The organism is Achromobacter semiaridum (assembly GCF_053543755.1).
The window spans coordinates 64,117-81,262 of the sequence record NZ_JBLVOL010000083.1 but is presented as its reverse complement, the minus strand read 5'-3'; the positions used below and the strand labels follow the sequence as shown (position 1 = coordinate 81,262).

At 64.6% G+C, this 17,146-nt stretch carries 14 protein-coding genes; 5 read left to right on the top strand and 9 right to left on the bottom strand.

The genetic code is table 11. The annotated features are described in order from the left end of the window. Positions 1-26: 26 nt before the first annotated feature. Positions 27-1,991, bottom strand: coding sequence for a SurA N-terminal domain-containing protein (locus ACNPP0_RS21280; RefSeq protein WP_332608030.1), 1,965 nt, complete (start codon positions 1,989-1,991; stop codon positions 27-29). 366 nt (positions 1,992-2,357) lie between these two features. Between ACNPP0_RS21280 and ACNPP0_RS21275 the strand changes: the two genes are divergently transcribed. The 3 genes from ACNPP0_RS21275 to ACNPP0_RS21265 all read left to right on the top strand — a co-directional run bounded on the left by ACNPP0_RS21275 (position 2,358) and on the right by ACNPP0_RS21265 (position 5,424). After that, the gene (locus tag ACNPP0_RS21275) at positions 2,358-3,650 is read left to right on the top strand and encodes a M20/M25/M40 family metallo-hydrolase (protein ID WP_332608029.1); all 1,293 of its coding nucleotides are present in this window, start codon (positions 2,358-2,360) and stop codon (positions 3,648-3,650) included. Between the two features lie 120 nt (positions 3,651-3,770). Then, the gene (gene ugpQ, locus ACNPP0_RS21270) at positions 3,771-4,520 is read left to right on the top strand and encodes a glycerophosphodiester phosphodiesterase (RefSeq protein WP_332608028.1); all 750 of its coding nucleotides are present in this window, start codon (positions 3,771-3,773) and stop codon (positions 4,518-4,520) included. A 13-nt stretch (positions 4,521-4,533) separates the two neighbouring features. Continuing rightward, entirely contained in the window at positions 4,534-5,424 is an 891-nt protein-coding gene (locus ACNPP0_RS21265; RefSeq protein ID WP_046804976.1) for a 23S rRNA (adenine(2030)-N(6))-methyltransferase RlmJ, read from the top strand. Positions 5,425-5,543: 119 nt separating this feature from the next. On the opposite strand, the gene ACNPP0_RS21260 is transcribed toward ACNPP0_RS21265, so the two are convergent. From ACNPP0_RS21260 to ACNPP0_RS21250, 3 genes are all read right to left on the bottom strand, one after another. After that, a complete protein-coding gene (locus ACNPP0_RS21260; RefSeq protein ID WP_332608027.1) occupies positions 5,544-6,980 on the bottom strand; it encodes a dihydrolipoyl dehydrogenase in 1,437 nt (478 codons plus the stop codon). 248 nt (positions 6,981-7,228) lie between these two features. Next, positions 7,229-7,957 carry a glutathione peroxidase gene (locus ACNPP0_RS21255; RefSeq protein WP_050730296.1) on the bottom strand — a complete coding sequence of 243 codons (729 nt, stop codon included), beginning with the start codon at positions 7,955-7,957 and terminating at the stop codon, positions 7,229-7,231. Positions 7,958-8,136: 179 nt separating this feature from the next. Beyond that, complete coding sequence (locus ACNPP0_RS21250; protein ID WP_332608026.1) at positions 8,137-8,337, bottom strand: heavy-metal-associated domain-containing protein; 201 nt, start codon at positions 8,335-8,337, stop codon at positions 8,137-8,139. 161 nt (positions 8,338-8,498) lie between these two features. On the opposite strand from ACNPP0_RS21250, the gene ACNPP0_RS21245 reads away from it, so the two are divergent. Next, a complete protein-coding gene (locus tag ACNPP0_RS21245) occupies positions 8,499-10,778 on the top strand; it encodes a heavy metal translocating P-type ATPase (protein ID WP_448706927.1) in 2,280 nt (759 codons plus the stop codon). A 16-nt stretch (positions 10,779-10,794) separates the two neighbouring features. Then, positions 10,795-11,187 carry a Cu(I)-responsive transcriptional regulator gene (gene cueR / locus ACNPP0_RS21240; RefSeq protein ID WP_332608024.1) on the top strand — a complete coding sequence of 131 codons (393 nt, stop codon included), beginning with the start codon at positions 10,795-10,797 and terminating at the stop codon, positions 11,185-11,187. A 150-nt stretch (positions 11,188-11,337) separates the two neighbouring features. On the opposite strand, the gene rlmD is transcribed toward cueR, so the two are convergent. The 5 genes from rlmD to ACNPP0_RS21215 all read right to left on the bottom strand — a co-directional run bounded on the left by rlmD (position 11,338) and on the right by ACNPP0_RS21215 (position 16,784). Next, positions 11,338-12,912, bottom strand: coding sequence for a 23S rRNA (uracil(1939)-C(5))-methyltransferase RlmD (gene rlmD / locus ACNPP0_RS21235; RefSeq protein WP_448706926.1), 1,575 nt, complete (start codon positions 12,910-12,912; stop codon positions 11,338-11,340). Positions 12,913-13,031: 119 nt separating this feature from the next. Next, positions 13,032-14,288, bottom strand: coding sequence for an MFS transporter (locus tag ACNPP0_RS21230; protein ID WP_448706925.1), 1,257 nt, complete (start codon positions 14,286-14,288; stop codon positions 13,032-13,034). A 97-nt stretch (positions 14,289-14,385) separates the two neighbouring features. Beyond that, positions 14,386-15,309, bottom strand: a complete 924-nt coding sequence (locus ACNPP0_RS21225) for a LysR substrate-binding domain-containing protein (protein WP_448706924.1) — start codon at positions 15,307-15,309, stop codon at positions 14,386-14,388. Between the two features lie 59 nt (positions 15,310-15,368). Then, positions 15,369-15,716, bottom strand: coding sequence for an Imm51 family immunity protein (locus tag ACNPP0_RS21220; RefSeq protein WP_332608020.1), 348 nt, complete (start codon positions 15,714-15,716; stop codon positions 15,369-15,371). A gap of 315 nt (positions 15,717-16,031) precedes the next feature. Continuing rightward, positions 16,032-16,784, bottom strand: a complete 753-nt coding sequence (locus tag ACNPP0_RS21215; protein ID WP_104143884.1) for a TorF family putative porin — start codon at positions 16,782-16,784, stop codon at positions 16,032-16,034. Between the last annotated feature and the right edge of the window lie 362 nt (positions 16,785-17,146).

Below are 17,146 nucleotides of genomic sequence, written 5' to 3'. Positions count from 1 at the left end.
CCCGCAAGGCCCCGGGTGCTGACGGATCAGCCCGCTGCCTGCGGCTGATCGCCGCGAATGACGTCGGCGGCGCTGGGCAGCACCTGAACCTTGTATTGCTCGCGCAGCATCTTGAGCAGCGCTTCGATTTCAGCCTGGCCCAGGCCGCCCGACAGTTGCTGCGTCAGACGGTCCTTGGCGGTGGCGTCGACCGAACCGGCCTCAACCTTTTCCAGGCGCACCAGCGTGTAGTCCGCACCCGACTGCACACCGGTGTAACCCGGCAGCGGCGAGGACGGCAGGCGCATCGCGGCATCCACCACGGGCTGCGGCAAGTTCTTGGGGTCCTGGCGCGAAATCGTCACAGCGGGCGAGAAGCCTTCCGGCGCGGCGGCCGGGTTGGCCTTGTCGGCCGCCAACGCGGCTTCGCCGGCCTTCTTGGCGGCTTCGGCCGAACGCTCTTGCAGCAGACGGGCGCGGATGGAATCGCTGACCTTGTCCAACACAGGCACGTGGGCCGGTTCGATGTTGGCCACGCGCACCGCCATCATGATGGCGGGCGACAATTCGATCACACCGGAATTCTGCTTTTCACGCATCACTTCGGCCGAGAACAGCGCTTGGCGTACGCGCGGGTTGTCCAGCAGCTCGGCATCCGGGCTGTCCGCGGCGGAACCGGGGCCGGCCTTGTCGGCGGGCAGCAAGCCTTCGCGGGTAACGCCCGAGGCGGTGCGCAGCTTCAAGCCCACCGCGTCGGCGGCCGGTTGCAGGCTGTCGCGCTGGTCGTAGACCTGCTTGTTCAGCTGGCTGGCCATTTCCGAAAAGTGGACGGCGGCCAGTTGCTTGCGCACCTCACCGGTGATCTGGTCCTTGACCTCGGCCAGCGGCTTGATGGCGGCGGGCTGGATCTCGGTGACCTTGACGATGTGCAAGCCGGCCGGGCTTTCAACCACGCCGGACACCTGGTCCTTGGTTTGGCTGAAAATGGCCTTTTCCAGCGGGCCGGACAACATGCCCGGCGCCAGCCAGCCCAGGTCACCGCCCTTGGCGGCGGAACCGGCATCCTGCGAATTCTTGGTTGCCAGTTCGGCAAACTTGGCCGGATCGGCGGCGGCTTGCTTGGCCAGGTCTTCGGCCTTGGCGCGGGCAGCCTTGCGGGCATCTTCCGAGGCGCCCGGAGCCAGCTCGATCATGATGTGGCTGGCGCGGCGGCGTTCGGGCTGACCAAAGCGGTTCTTGTTTTGCTCGTAATAGGCCGTCAGGTCTTCGTCCTTGACCTGGATGCCCTGCGTGGCGGCAGCTTCGTCCAGCACCAGATATTGCACCTGGACCTGTTCGGGAATTTGCAGTTGCTGCTTGTTGGCGTCGTACCAGGCCTGGATATCGGCCGGCGTCACGGTCACTTGCGAGCGATAGTCCTCGGCGGCAAAGCGGCGCAATTGCACGGTGCGCTGCTGCGTCAGGGCCGATTCCAGCGAGGCGACCACTTCGGCGGGCGCGCGGGCCGATTGGCCCACCGGGTCCAGCACGCGGCCTACGGCCAGATCGCGACGCAGGCCGGCTTCGAACGAGGTCGGCGACATGCCCTGCGCGGCCAGTACCTGGCGATAACGCTCGGGCGAGAAGCGGCCGTTGTCCTGTACTTCGGGAATCGCGGCGATGGTGTTGCGCAGCGTTTCGTCCGACACGTTGAAGCGGTTGTCCACCGCGACGTTGGCCAGCAGACGCTGATTGATCAGCTGGTTCAGCAGGCCTTCGCGCAAGGCGGGCGTGTCGGAGACGGCCGGGTCAAAGCGGGCGCCCTGACGCTGACGCATCTGCTCAAGCTGGTTGCGGTGCGCCTGGTCAAACTCGGCGCGAGAAATCGGCTGGCCAGCGACCGTCGCCAACTCCGGCTCTTTGCGCATGAAGCTGTCATAGCCTTGAATTCCGACCAGGAAGAAGGACGGCACAATCAGAAGCAGCAGGATGAGCTGCATCCAGCGCCGATGGCTGCGAATAAATTCGAACATGGAATCCCTGTTGCCGCGCTTCGGGGGTGTCCACCCAAAGCCGCACGAAAACGCAAAAGAAAACGCAAAAAAAAGGGCGAACTTGATTCGCCCTATTCCCATACCGGTTATTACCGGATCAGCGGGCGGATTTTAGCATTTCTCACTTGCATCGGGCCTTTAGATTCTCTTCAGGTTTATCCCGGGCGGGCGCAGACGGGGCGCTTCCCACCGAAGCGTTGCACCGTCAACCCGGGAAATTCCCGTTTCCGGTCCCCGTAGCCACCCGTATCTTGGCCCGTGGGGCCGGCCGATCACCGTGCCGCGCCCCGACGCCGGCCGTTCGCCGACGCCCTTTCCTGTGCAACTTTATAAAGGGTTCCATCAATGCCGCTTACCTCTTTCCGCCAGCACGTCCTGCCCGCCTGCCTGGCTCTTGCCTTCCTGGGCGGGGCGCACGGGGCGCTGGCCGCGCCGGTGGCCGCCGTGCACGACGCCGCCAAAGCCCAGCAACAAGCCATGCTGGACACCATGCGCGACCTGGTCAACATTGAATCCGGCAGCAAGGACGTGGAAGGCGTCGAACGCATCGCGGACTTGATCCGCGACCGCCTGAAGGCGCTGGGTGGCACGGTCGAGATCATCCCCGCCACCGATGTGTTCCGACTGGACGACACGCCGGAAAAGGTTGGCCCGATGGTGCACGCCGAGTTCAAGGGCACCGGCACCAAGAAGATCATGCTGATCGCCCACATGGACACCGTCTACCGCAACGGCATGCTGAAAGACCAGCCGTTCCGCGTTGACGGCGACAAGGCCTACGGGCTGGGCATTGCCGACGACAAGCACGGCGTGGCGACGATCATCCACACCCTGACGCTGCTGCAAAAGCTGGGATTCAAAGATTTCGGCACGCTGACCGTGCTGATCAACGGCGACGAAGAGATCAGTTCGCCGGGCGCGCGCAGCACCATCACGCGGCTGGGCGCGGACCAGGACGCGGTGTTTTCCTTTGAAGGCGGCGGCACCGAACCCCGCCTGACCCTGGCCACCAGCGGCATCGGCGCGGCGTACCTGACGGTGCAAGGCAAGACCTCGCACGCGGGCGCCCGCCCTGAAGGCGGCGTCAATGCGCTGTATGAACTGGCGCACCAGTTGCTGCAACTGGACAAGCTTTCCAAGCCGGAAGATGGCCTGAAGCTGAACTGGACGGTGGCGCAGGCGGGCACCAATCGCAATGTGATCCCCGGCCAGGCCACCGCGCAGGCTGACGCGCGCGCCTTGCGCGTGTCCGACTTTGACGCCCTGGCGAAAACGCTGGAAGAACGCGTGCAGAAAAAACTGCTGCCCGAATCGAAGGTCAGCGTGAAGTTCGAGGTGCGCCGCCCGCCGCTGGAAGCCACCGATGCCTCGCGCGCGCTGGCCCAGCATGGCGTCAAGATCTACCAGGAACTGGACCTGCCGTTGAAGGTGGTGGACCGGGCCAGCGGCGGCGGCACGGACGCGGCGTTCGCGGCCTTGAAGGCGCGCGGCCCCGTGGTTGAAGGCATGGGTTTGAGCGGCTTCGGTGCGCACTCGAATGACGCGGAATACATTCAGATCAACAGCATCGTGCCGCGCCTGTACCTGGCCAGCCGGATGATCATGGATGTGTCCCAAGGCAAAGTGGCGCCCAAGTAAAAAGGGGCCACCCCGCCGCCCCACCTGGCTGGCGCCCAGCGGCGGGGTCCAGCGCCGAATCGCCCCCCAAGAAGGAGTATCCTTGCAACCCTGTCCCCAAGAACCCCAAGCATCACCAACATGACCGCAAATCTTCCCTCCTGGCCCTATTCCCGTTACATCGCCCACCGTGGCGGCGGTCGTTTGGCGCCGGAGAACACCTTGGCCGCGATGCGCGTGGGCGCCGAGCACGGTTTCACGATGTTCGAATACGACGTCAAACTGAGCCGCGACAACGTGCTGGTGCTGATGCACGACGACGACGTCGACCGCACTTCGAACGGCACCGGCCCGGCCGCCGCCAAGACCTACAGCGAACTGGCACAACTGGATTTCGGCAGCTGGCACTCGGCCGCTTACGCGGGCGAACCCCTGCCCACCTTCGCCGCCGTGGCCCGCTACACCGTGGCCAATGGCATTGCCAGCAACGTTGAAATCAAGCCGTGCCCGGGTCGCGAGGCCGAAACCGGCGCCGCCGTGGCGCTGGCCTGCAAGCAGCTGTGGCAAGGCGCAAGCACGCCCCCGCTGCTATCTTCGTTTGCCGAAGAAGCCTTGCAAGCGGCGCTGGAAGCCGCCCCCGAACTGCCGCGCGCCCTGCTGGTGGAAAAGGTGCCCGCCGACTGGCGCGAACGCCTTGCCAAGTACCAGTGCGTGGCGCTGAACATCAACCAAAAAGACGCAACCCGCGAATTGATCGACGCCGTGCACGCCGCCGGCTATCGAATCGCGGCCTGGACCGTCAATGACCCCGAACGTGCCCGCTTGCTGCTGGACTGGGGCATCGACGGCATTTTCACCGACGAGCTGGCCGCGATCCGGCCGGCCGACTGAGGCAGAACGCCCCGTGTTCAGTTACCGCCACGCCTTTCACGCCGGCAACCACGCCGACGTGCTCAAGCACGCCATCCTGGTCCACACCCTGGACTACTTCAACAAAAAAGACGCGCCCTACTGGGTCGTGGACACCCACGCCGGCGCAGGCCTGTACAACCTGGAAAGCGACTGGGCAAACAAGACCTCGGAATTCGAGGAAGGCATTGGCCGCCTGTGGGAAGCCAAGGACCTGCCGCCGCTGCTGGCCGACTACGTCGCGCGCATTCGCGACTACAACACCAATGGCCGCTTGAAGCGCTACCCCGGCTCGCCGTGGTTGGCGTTGGACGTGATGCGCCCGTCCGACCGCCTGCGCCTGTTTGAAATGCACCCGACCGAGATCGACACGCTGGTCGTCAACCTGGAACACCAGGGCCGCACGGCGCAACGCCAGACCACGATCTATGGCGATGACGGCTTCGAAGGCGTGAAGGCCCTGCTGCCGCCGCCCACGCGGCGCGGCATGGTGCTGATCGACCCGTCGTACGAAGACAAGCACGACTATCGCCGCACGTTGATCACCGTGAAGGAATGCATCAAGCGCTTTGCCACCGGCACGATCGCCGTCTGGTATCCGCTGGTGCAGCGTCGCGAAGCCAGCGAAATGGCGCGCCACTTTGAAAACCTGAAGGTCAAGAGCTGGCTGCATGCCACGCTGACGGTCAAGAAGGCCACCATTGACGGCTATGGCCTGCATGGCAGCGGCATGTTCCTGATCAACCCGCCGTGGACGCTGCACGAAGGCCTGAAGCAAGCCATGCCCTACCTTGCCCGCGAGCTTGGCCAGGACGAACGCGCCGGCTTCACCTTGCAGTACCGCGAGAACCCGTTCCCGGTGCCGAAGAAGCAATCGGACGACTAAGACGACCCTGGTGACTGAGTCGGCTACATCGACCAGCTCATTGGCGATCAGAAAAAAAGGCCCGATCCTGATGGATCGGGCCTTTCCCGTTCAGGGGCCGCCGCCCCTGCTTCACACGGTCAAACCGTTTCTTGTTCCTGCGTTTCGCTGCACACGGATTCGCGGGCGGCAGCCAGCTTGGCGGCAGCGTCGCGCAACGCCGTGCGCAGGCCCTCTTCAATGACGGGGTGGTAGAACGGCATTTCCAGCATGCGCGCCACCGTCAATTCCTGCTGCACCGCCCAGGCCAGCAAGTGGCCAATGTGCTCGGCGCTGGGGCCGACCATTTCAGCGCCCAGGAAACGGCCCGTGGCAATGTCTGCGTAAACGTGCAGCAGGCCCTTGTTCTTGAGCATCACGCGCGAACGGCCCTGGTCGCTGAAGTCCACCTCGCCGACAACGAACGTGCCGGGAATAAGGCGGCCATAGCCCTGCCCCGCCAACGCGATCTGCGGGTCCGAGAACACCACCGCCAGCGGCGCGCGGCGCAGCCCGTTTTGCAGATCGGGGAAGCGCGCGGCGTTCTCGCCGGCGATGCGGCCTTCGTCGGCGGCTTCGTGCAGCAACGGCGCATCGGCGTTGGCGTCACCCGCGATGAAGATGGCGGAATCGCCTGCCTGCATCGTTTCGCGGTTGAATACCGGCACGCCGTGCACGTTCAATTCCAGCGACGTGTTTTCCAGGCCCAGCCCGTCCACGTTGGCGCGGCGGCCGGTGGCGACCAGCGCGTAGTCAAAGCGTTCGATGCGTTCGGCGTTATCCAGCGTCACGTAGCGCACTTCCACTTCGTCGCCCACTCGCGTGGTCTCCAGCACCCGGGCATCCGGATCCAGATAGAACTCGCGTTGGAAGATCTTCCGGGCACTTTGGCGAACTTGCGGGTCGCTGATGCCACCCAGGCTGCCGCTGACGCCGAACACGCGCACATCAACGCCCAGTCGCGCCAACGCCTGGCCCAGCTCCAGCCCGATCACGCCGGGGCCGAACACCGCCACGCGGCGCGGCAGGTCGTCCCACGCAAAGACGTCGTCGTTCACCACCAGGCGGTCGCCCAGCGCGCGGAAAGGCGGCGGAACCGACGGCCGCGAACCCGTGGCGATGACCACGCGCGACGCATGCACTTCGGTGTGATCGTCGATCTGCAACACGGTGTCCGACACAAACCGGGCATAGCCGCGCAGCTTGTCTTCGGCAGGAATGTTCTCAACGCCGTCCAGCACAAAGCCCACGAAGCGACCGCGTTCGCGCTTGACGCGATCCATGACTTCCGCGCCGTCCACCGTGATTTCGCCGCCCACGTGCACGCCAAAGGCGTCGGTGTGCGCGGCGTTGTGGGCCGCTTCCGCAGCGGCGATCAACAGCTTGGACGGCATGCAGCCCACGCGGGCGCAGGTCGTGCCGTAGGGGCCGCCTTCGATAAGCAGGGCACGCTTGCCCGCCGCCTTCGCGGCGCGATAAGCGGCCAGACCGGCCGTGCCGGCTCCAATGATGGCGATATCGGTATGCAGAGTTTTCATGACTGTGGTTCCCCTGTTGCGGGTAGCAAGGTTTCTAAAGGCGAGTTCCGCCTTGTTGCGCATCCTCGGGACGAACACCGTCCGGCGACGCCGCTGGGGGTCGCACAAGGAATGCAGTAAGGGTGCGTAAAAAGGGAAGCTCGGGCCGGCGCGGGCAAGGCGGTCTTGCTGCTACCGCCTGCCGGCACCGGCCGGGCGCGGGGGCTGGCCCCCTGCCCGGCTGTTTGGGGCAACTGCCCCGTATGCCCTTAGGCGAAGTGCGCCTTCAGGTCTTCCAGGCCGCCAATCAGCGTGCCGTTGATGAACACTTGCGGGGCAGTGCCCTTGCCGGACACGGCGCCGATCACGCGACCACGCACCTTGTTTTCCAGCGGGATTTCGATCGGGGCGTAGCCCTTTTCGTCCAGCAGTGCCTTGGCTTCCACGCAGAACGGGCAGCCCGGCTTGGAGAACACGACGACTTGGTCGGGCTTCTTGGCCGTCGGGGCGATGTGCGCCAGCATGGTGTCGGCGTCCGACACTTCAAACGGGTCGCCTTCCTTTTCCGGTTCGATGAACATCTTTTGCACGACGCCGTCCTTGACCAGCATCGAATAGCGCCAGCTGCGCTTGCCGAAGCCCAGGTCGCTCTTGTCGACCAGCATGCCCATGCCTTCGGTGAAAGCGCCGTTGCCGTCAGGCAGCAACGTGATGTTGGCCGATTCCTGGTCCTTGGCCCATTCGTTCATGACGAAGGTATCGTTGACCGACACGCACACAATGCTGTCGACGCCGGCGTTAAAGAACGCGGGGGCCAGTTCGTTGTAGCGCGGCAAGTGGGTGGACGAGCAGGTCGGCGTGAAAGCGCCGGGAAGCGAGAAGACGACAACCGTCTTGTTCTTGAACAGATCGTCGGTCGTGACCTTCTTCCACGTGTTGTCCTCACGGACGGGGAACGTTACGTTCGGAACACGTTGGCCTTCGCGGTTTTGCAGCATTCAAATCTCTCCTTGGGTAGCGGGTAGCGGGGTTTGTTTGACCACCATGGAAAGAATGATAAATGCCGGCTATCAATTAATCAAATTTAATAAAGTAAATTGATCGATAGTTTTTTACGATCAAGCAAGGAAGATCGAAAAGCGGTTTCTATCATAACCGCCCTTCGATGGCGACGCGGTTAGACCCGGGCGGGCTCGTAGCCGGCGTCGCGGATGGCGGCTTCAACCTTGTCGGCCTGATCCGTACCGGACACCGTGACGCGGTGCGTCGGCAGGTCTACGGTTACCGTGGCACCGGGTGCGACGTCGGTGACCGCGCCGGTGATCGTCTTGACGCAGTGGCCGCAGGTCATATCAGGGACTTGGAATTCGATGCTCATGGTGTTCTCCATAAAGTCAGGGGCGGCGCGCAGTGGTTTCGCACGCCATGATCCGCAGCTTAAACATTCCCATAATGGCAAGGTCAAGCATAAAATCCGTCTTGACCTTCCCACCATGGGAAGGATGAAACTGCAAGCTCCCGTCCACTTAGAGAACAGCCATGAGCGTTGCCAGCCCCTCCTCCACCCAGTTGGAACTTGCCATTGAAGGCATGACGTGCGCCTCGTGCGTCAAACGCGTGGAAAAGGCCCTGACCCAGGTGCCCGGCGTGGCCCAGGCGCAGGTCAACCTGGCCACCGAACGCGCACTGGTGTCGTTTGACCCCGCCGCCGCGCAACCGCAGGCCTTGGTGGATGCCGTTGTGAAGATGGGCTACGAAGCTCGGCCCATCGCCGCGCAGGACGACCATGCCGAACGCCAATCGCAAGCGCGCGATGCCGAAGCTCAGCGCCTGCAACGCGCATTCACCGTGGCACTGGTGCTGACGTTGCCGGTCTTCCTGCTGGAAATGGGTTCGCACCTGATTCCCGCCATGCACCATTGGGTGCTGGGCACGATCGGCCAGCAAAATAGCTGGCTGATGCAGTTTGTGCTGACGACGGTCGTGCTGGTCTGGCCCGGTCGCCACTTCTTCACCAAGGGCTTCGCGGCGCTGTGGCGGCGCGCGCCCGAGATGAATTCGCTGGTGGCGTTGGGTGCGGGCGCTGCCTGGGGCTATTCCGTGGTGGCTACTTTCGCGCCCGGCTGGTTGCCCGAGGCGGCACGCAACGTGTATTTCGAAGCGGCGGCGGTCATCGTCACATTGATCTTGCTGGGCCGCATGCTGGAAGCGCGCGCCAAGGGCAAGACGGGCGCGGCCATCAAGCGTTTGATCGGCTTGCAGCCGCGCACCGCGCGCGTCATGCGTGACGGGCAGGCGTTTGATGTCGAGATCGAAAAGGTCAAGAAGGGCGACGTCGTCATCGTGCGCCCGGGCGAAAAAATCCCGCTGGACGGCGACATCATCGAAGGCAATTCGTATGTGGACGAATCGATGCTGACGGGCGAGCCCGTCCCGGTCGAAAAGCAGCCCGGCATGCAAGCCACCGGCGGCACCTTGAACACGTCGGGCAGCTTTACCCTGCGCGTGACGCACACCGGCGCCGACACGATGCTGGCCCGCATTATTCGCATGGTGGAAGCCGCCCAGGGCGCGCGCCTGCCCATCCAGGCGCTGGTCGACCAGGTTACCGCGTGGTTCGTGCCGGCCGTGATGGCGGCCGCCCTGCTCACCTTCCTGACCTGGTTCTTTCTTGGCCCGACGCCCGCGCTGTCGCACGCGCTGGTCAACGCGGTGGCGGTGCTGATCATCGCCTGCCCTTGCGCGATGGGGCTGGCCACGCCCACGTCCATCATGGTGGGCACCGGGCGCGCGGCCGACATGGGCGTGCTGTTCCGCCAGGGCGACGCGTTGCAGACGCTGCGCGACGTCAACGTGGTGGCCTTCGACAAGACCGGCACGCTGACGCTGGGCAAGCCGACGCTGACCGAATTGGCGCCGGCCCCCGGTTACGACGAGCAAGACGTCCTGCAATGGGTGGCGTCGGTTCAGGCGCGTTCCGAGCACCCCATCGCGCTGGCCATTGTGGCGGCCGCCGAGGCGCGCAAGATCGCGCTGCTGCCCGCCGATGGCTTTGCCGCTATCACCGGCGCAGGCGTGGAAGCTTCCGTGGCGGGCCGCAAGATGTTGGCGGGCGCGGCACGGCTGATGGCAGAACGCGGCGTGGACGTCAGCGGCTTTGGCGCGCAAGCCACCGATTGGGGCAACGAAGGCAAGACGCCTATCTACGTGGCGGTCGATGGCAAGGCCGCAGCCATGATGGCCGTGACCGACCCGATCAAGCCGTCCGCCGTATCAGCCATTGCCGCGCTGCATGCCCAGGGCTTGAAGACGGCCATGATCACCGGCGACAACCGCTACACGGCGGCCGCCGTCGCGCGTCAATTGGGCATTGACGAAGTGCGCGCCGAAGTGCTGCCGGACGGCAAGGTGCAGGCGATTGAAACGCTGCGCGAAGGCGGCCGCAAGGTGGCCTTCGTGGGTGACGGCATCAACGACGCGCCGGCCCTTGCCGCCGCCGATACCGGCATTGCCATCGGCACGGGCACGGATGTGGCCATCGAGGCCGCTTCGGTCGTGTTGATGGCCGACGACCTGCACGGCGTGCCCAACGCCATCGCGCTCAGCCGTGCCACGCTGGCCAATATCCGCCAGAACCTGTTCTGGGCCTTCGCCTACAACGCCGCCTTGATCCCGCTGGCGGCCGGTGTGTTGTACCCCGCCTTCGGCCTGTCCCTGTCGCCCATCTTTGCCGCGGGCGCAATGGCCTTGTCCAGCGTCTTCGTGCTGGGCAACGCGCTGCGCTTGAAGGCGTTCCGGCCGCGCACTGCGCACGCTTGATACCAGGAGTCTGACCATGAATATCGGCGAAGCCGCAAAAAGCTCGGGCATCTCGGCCAAGATGATCCGGTACTACGAAAGCATCGGCCTGATCGGGCCGGCGGTCCGCACGGATTCCGGCTACCGGGTTTACAGCGACCACGACTTGCACACGCTGCGCTTCGTGCGCCGCGCGCGCGACCTGGGATTTTCCGTTGAGCAGATGAACGAATTGCTGGCGCTATGGAAGGACCGCAGCCGCGCCAGCGCGGACGTCAAGCGCATTGCGCTGGAGCATGTGCAGGAGCTGGAGCGCAAGGCCGAAGCGCTGCGCGACATGGCCGCCACGCTCAAGCATCTGGCGCAGAACTGCCATGGCGACGATCGGCCCGATTGCCCGATTCTGGAAACGCTGGGGCGCTCGCACTAAAGGCTGTGCCAGTACCGGCCCTGGCACAGCACGGGCCTTGGTCAGGCTAGCGCGGTTCCGGCAGCGTAGTTCGACGGCACTGGCCATGTACGCGGCCACGCTGAACGGCACGAACGCCAAGCCAACCGCGGCCAGCCGGCGCTGGGGCGATCAGTCTTTTGCAGGCGCGACCGGTTCCGCGACGGCGTCGATGTCGGCTTGCGCCACCCCGGCTTCGATGGCTTCGGCGGCAACGCCCGCTTCGGCAGCTTCAGCAGCAACGCGCGCATGGTAGGCATCAGTGGCCGCCTGCTTCGCAGCCGCTTTTTCAGCGGCGGCAAGCGCCTTGGCCTCTTCTGCCGCGATGGCGTCGGCATCGGCCTGGATGGCGCGCTGGCGTGCGCGTTCCTTGACCTCGGCCACAGCCTCGGCGTCCAACGATTCGAACACCGCAATCGATTCCACATGGCCCGTGTGCGGGAACATGTTGATGACGCCGGCGCTCTTCAATTCGTACCCACCTTCATGCACCAGAATGGCCGCGTCGCGCGCCAACGTGGCCGGGTTACAGGACACGTAGACGATGCGGCGCGGGCGCTCTTGCACCGACAATTCGGCCAGCGCCTGCGACACCGCATGCGCGCCTTCGCGCGGCGGGTCGATCAGCATGCGGTCGAAATAGCCCAGGCTGCGCAGCCAATGCGCGTCCACCTCGAACAGGTTCAAGGTGGCAAAGCTGGTGCGCTCGGCCAGGCCATGGCGCGCCGCCGCGTCAAACGCGCGGTCGGTCAGGGCCTTGCTGCCTTCCACGCCCACGGCTTCGCGGCCCTGCGTTGCCAGCGGCAAGGTGAAGTTGCCCAGGCCACAGAACAGGTCAGCGACGCGGTCGGTGGGCTGCACATCCAGCAGCTTCAACGCGCGCGACACCATTGCGCGGTTGATGGCGTGGTTGACCTGCGTGAAATCGGTGGGCCGATACGGCATGCGCAGGCCGAATTCGGGCATGGTATACGACAGCGTGTCTGCATGTTCGCGCTCTAGCGGGTGCACCGTTTCCGGGCCCTTGGCCTGCAACCACCACTGCACGTTGTGCTTGGCGGCAAAGGCACGCAGGATGGCGATGTCGCCGTCGGTCAGGGGCAGCAGGTGGCGCAGCACCAGGGCTGTCACGCCATCGCCCAACGACACTTCAATTTGCGGCATGCGGTCAGGCGCCGACATCGAACCGATCATCTCGCGCAGCGGCAACAGCAGGTCGCTGACGTGGCGCGGCAGCACATGGCATTCGCGCATGTCGGCCACATAGCTGCTTTTACGTTCGTGAAAACCTACCAGCACCCCGCCCTTCTTCGGCACGACGCGCACCGACAGGCGCGCGCGGTAGCGGTAGCCCCAGGTGGGGCCTTGCAGCGGCGGCAGGATGAGCGCGGGGCGCAGCTTGCCGACGTGCCAGAAGGTGTCTTCCAGCGACCGTTGCTTGATGGCCACTTGCGTGCTGGGTTCCAGATGCTGCATGGCACAGCCGCCACAGACCCCAAAGTGCGGGCAGCGCGGCTGGACGCGTTGCGACGACGGGCGCATGACCTCGTCCACGCGAGCAATCTCGTAGGAAGGCTTGCGGCGCAGCGTCACGGTGGTGACCCGTTCGCCCGGCAGCGCGCCTTCCACGAACACGACTTTGCCGTCGCGGCGGGCGATCCCCCTGGCTTCCAGATCCAGGGACTCAATACTCAAAACGTCTGACATCTCACGCAGTCCAGAATTACACGCAACCCATGATTGTAGAAGGACTGCGCCGATTCCCGGAAATGGTCTTTGACGGGGCCGGAAGGCCGGGGGGACGGCCCGCCTGCCAGGCAGCGCCGTCAAGCCATTCGCGTGCTGCCGGCGCCGCCCGATTGCCGCCACAACGCGATCATGGCGACCAACGCCGCCACCGCTCCGGCCAGGGGCAGCACGGGCAGTCCCACCCAGGCGATGGTCAGGCTGCCCAGCCCGCCGCCCACGGCGGTGCCCAGGTTGAAAGACGCGATGTTCAAGCCCGCCGCAACGGCCGTGAACGCCGGCACGTAGTGTTGGGCCTGTTTCAGCAGCCGCAGCGTCAGCACGGTCACAATGCAGAAAAACACCAGCCCCAGCGCCCCCGCCAGCACCAGCACGGCCCAAGACGACGCGCGCAATGGGTACAGGGCCAGCAAGGTTGCCACCAGGGCCGCCAACGCCAGCATGGCGGCGCGGTCGGGGTCCATGCGGTCCACGAGATACCCGCCCAGCAGATTGCCGCCAATCGAAAAGACCCCGAACAGCAGCATGGCCGTGCTCAACTGCCGCACGCTTACCCCCGTGACTTGCAACAGGTAGGGCGACACGTAGGTGAAAAAGCAGAACGTCGCCACGCTGACCAGCGCACCGACGCCGGCCGTCGTCAACATGCGCGGATGGGCGATGGCCCGCAAGCCTGCGGCCATGCCGGAGCCGGCTTGGGGTCGCGGCGGGACGCTGCCCCGTCGGCTTGGCCCCTGGCCTGCCAATGGCCCCGCCTGTGAGCCCGACTGTGTGTCCGGCTGCGGCGGATTGGACCGACCCGGCATGCAGCACAGCAGCCCGCCCAGCCCCACCAAGGCCAACACACCAATGGCCAGGAACACCACCCGCCAGGACCACACGCTGCCCAGGAACGTGCCCAGCGGCACGCCCAGTGCCAGAGCCAAGGTCAGGCCGATCCACACGACGGCGACGGCGCGGCCCGCGCGTGTCGGGTCCACCAGCCGAGTCGCCGCGTCGGACGCCACGGCCATGAAGACGCCATGCGCCAGGCCGACGGCAAAGCGCACGCCCAGCAAGATGGGCAACGTTGCGGACAAGCTCATCAACACGCTGCCCACCGCCAATATCGCCATGGCGCACGCAAGGATGCGGCGGTCGCGCCAGTGCGCCACCAACGCAGTCAGGATGGGTGCGCCAATGGCGGCGCCGAAAGCATAGGCCGCGATCGCCGTGCCCACCGCTTCAATGCGGGCGTGCAGGCTGTCGGCCATCGCCGACACCAAGCCCGCGACAACAAACTCCGACAAGCCAAAGGCAAAGGTGCAAACAGAGAAGATATAGACGGCGGTGGGCATGAGGCTTCCGGGCTCGACAAAGACAGTTGCCGAGCTTAGGGCGCCACCCCACATCCGTAAAATATCTTATTCATGCTGGAATAAGACCTTTTACGTCTTATTTGATTTGCTCGCCGTGCACGTCTTGCCGGGCTGAACGGATCGCGTCCAGGAGCCGATCCCGGACCGGAGAATCCCGCGACGGATTCCACGCCATCAACAAGTCCACCCGCAACAAGGCAGGCGGCGCATCGGCCGCCAGCGGCCGGAACACCACGTCGGCGCGCCCCGCCTGGGCCACCGATGCCGGCAGCAGCGCCACGCCAAAGCCTGCCGCCACCAGCGCCGCCACGGTCTGCAACTGGCGCGCTTCCTGCGCCACCCGGGGAACAAAGCCGGCGGTCTGGCAAAGCTGGATCAATTGATCGTGAAAGCCCTGGCCCAACCGTCGGGGCGACGCCACAAAGGCCTCGTCTTTCAATGCCGCCAGATCGACCACCGCCCGCGTATGCAGGGGATGCCCGGCGGGCAAGGCCACCTGGATGGGTTCTTGCAGCAGCGATTCAAATCGCAGGCTGGGTGTTGTGGCGCCGGGAGACCGCATGAAGCCGATATCGGCCTGGCCGGCCTCAAGCGCCAGCACCTGCTCTTGCGTGGTGGCCTCTTGCAGCGTGAAGGCCACGGCGGGATGCGCGCCACGGAAGTCCCGCAACGCGCGCAATAACGCGGCGTACGGCGCAATGTTGATGAAGGTCAGAGTCAGGTGGCCGTCCATGCCCTGGGCGACGCGCCGCGTGTGGGCGACGCCGTCGTCCAGCGCATCCAGAATGTGGCGTGCCGATTGCAGGAAAGCCGCGCCGGCCGGCGTCAGCGCCACGCTGCGATTGGTGCGTTCAAACAAGGGCGCGCCAATCTCTGCTTCCAGCCGGCGAATAGCCTGACTGAGCGGCGGCTGCGCCATGTGCAGGCGCTGTGCCGCGCGATTGAAATGCAGAGTTTCCGCCACGGCGACAAACTGCCGCAACAAACGGGTTTCGATCATCAAGACGCCCAGGATATTGTTCTGACGCCGCCAGTATATTTTTTATCCTGGGCGGGTGATCAGTCCAGTTCGGCCCGCGAAAACAGGTCTTGAATCAGCTTTTTGTCTTCGCAAGCGGCCTTGAACGCCAGGGCAAAGGCCTTAAGCGCTTCGCTATCGGACGAATAAGCGCAGAACGTATCGGCTTCCGGGTCGAAATCGATCGACTCATCCAGGTCCGGCTGTTTCTCGGTCAGAAAAACGACCGCCAGCGAGGTCCAGTCGTAGCCCGTCCCCAGGAAACCCTCTTCCCTTCTGCGGCGGAAAACTTCTTCCTTGTATTCCCCGACATTCAGGCTTACCGAGAAGTTGCCTTCGTATTCCATCCAGGAAAAAGGCTTGATTGCTTCTTCGAAATCGATAGTCACTGCGCTCAAAGCTCCTTGAATCCCCGGCCACCGACGATAGCGGCCAGGGTGATGCGCGGAAAGTGCCCCGTCGCATCTTGTGCGCGCCCATTAGAGGCAATTATTGCGATGTGTGCAACGCGCGCGGTTTTTTACCCCGCCTGAGCAAGCATGTGGCGCGCGTGCCGACCCGCGTCACAGACCCGCCACCGCCGCTCATCAGCGCACCGCCCACGAACAAAAAAAGGGGGAATTGAAGGGGACGGCCCCATCAGGCCGTCTCCATCAATCCCCCCAAACGCCGGCGCCCATCAAAGCGCCGCCACGGATTCAGGTTTAGAACGTGCGAGCCACCGAGAACACCGCGCCCAGTCGGCCGGACGGGTGCCCGTACTTGGTGGGCAGCCAGTTGTCCTTGGTGGCGCCCACTGCCGCCAGGCCCAACACCCAGCCCTTGATGTCCTTGGTCACGCCCAGCTTGTAGTCCACGTAATGGCCGATGGAGTCGCCGTCCATGTTTGTTTGGTTCTTCAGCTTTTGGTAGCCCAGGTGCCCCAGCAAGCCCCAGCCATCGCCCAGGTCGAACGTCGCGGTGCCATCCAGGTACCACGTGCCCTTGCTGTCGGGCGTGCTGAAGAAGTCGCTGGGCGTGTAGGAATACTTCAGCGAGTAGTTGCCGTAGGACGCGCCAAGATAGAGGTCGGTGTTGTTGTAGTTGCCGCCCTTGGGCGAGCTTGAGCCGGGGTAGTAGTAATGCAGCACACCGGCGTCCAGCGTGAAGCCGCCGCCCACGTCGCCCTTCCAGCCGCCGTAGAAATCCATTTCCAGGTTGCCGTCGGTAAACACGAAGTCAGAGACGTTGGAGTTCCAGTTGCCCAGATAGAAGCCCGAGCTGTGGGTCAGGTCGATGCCAACTTGCACGGCGGGGCGGAAGTCGGTCTGGGAATAGCCACGAAACCGATAGTCGCTGGCGATGGTGGCGTTACCGCTAAGTGAAAAACCGCCTCCAAGATCGGTGGGTTCGGCCTGGGCCGTCGAGGCGAAACAAGCGGCAAGCGCAAAAGGCAAGGCTAGCAACGTCTTCTTCATGGTGCGGAGTCCTGATCGGATTTAACGAGGAGGAGGACGGCCGTTGGCGCATCCATCTGGCCGGCTTTGCTGCGGTAGGCGCCGGCTCTATTCCCTTCAAGCAATGTCCGTGCCAGGTTTTATGCCGATGAAAAACGGAAGGCAAACGGCTGGCTGCAAGCTGATAGACAGGCTGGTGCGCACGCGCGGGGCGGCTTGCGCTGCCTGGGATGGTTCAAGATGGCGCAGCGTGTGCACTACAAGCGGGCATGCGCCGACATGGCGAAGACGCGCCGTGCATCAAGTTGGGGCGCGGGGACTAAAGCGCAATTCAGGCCCGATGCAAAAAACCCCGGCACGCCCCGTGGCGTGCCGGGGTTGGG